Below are 379 nucleotides of genomic sequence, written 5' to 3'. Positions count from 1 at the left end.
GTGCGTGCCTGCCGGCGGCAGGCGGAACGACGCAACTGTCTCGCGCAGCACGCTCGCCTGCTCTTCCAGCGATTGCGCGGCAGCGGCCGCCTCTTCCACCAGCGCCGCGTTTTGCTGCGTCACTTCGTCCATCTGCGTGACGGCCTGGTTGACCTGTTCGATGCCGGTGCTCTGCTCGGCCGACGCGGCACTGATCTCGCCCATGATGTCGGTCACGCGCTTGACGGCCACCACCACCTCCTCGATCACCCCGCCCGCTTCCGTCACCAAGGCGGAGCCGTTGCGCACGCGACCAACGGAATCGCCAATCAGCTCCTTGATCTCTTTGGCTGCGGTGGCCGAGCGCTGCGCCAGGCTGCGCACTTCCCCCGCCACCACG

At 68.1% G+C, this 379-nt stretch carries 1 protein-coding gene; it reads right to left on the bottom strand.

All coding sequences use genetic code 11. The features are described 5' to 3' along the window. A partial coding sequence (locus RVY79_RS17925; RefSeq protein WP_317465867.1) for a methyl-accepting chemotaxis protein occupies nucleotides 1-379 on the bottom strand: 379 nt, incomplete at both ends.

Origin of the sequence: Chromohalobacter sp. HP20-39, assembly GCF_033052815.1 — a bacterium.
GTDB lineage: Bacteria > Pseudomonadota > Gammaproteobacteria > Pseudomonadales > Halomonadaceae > Chromohalobacter.
The sequence above is the reverse complement of the archived record's forward strand: the minus strand, read 5'-3'. Positions and strand labels throughout refer to the sequence as shown.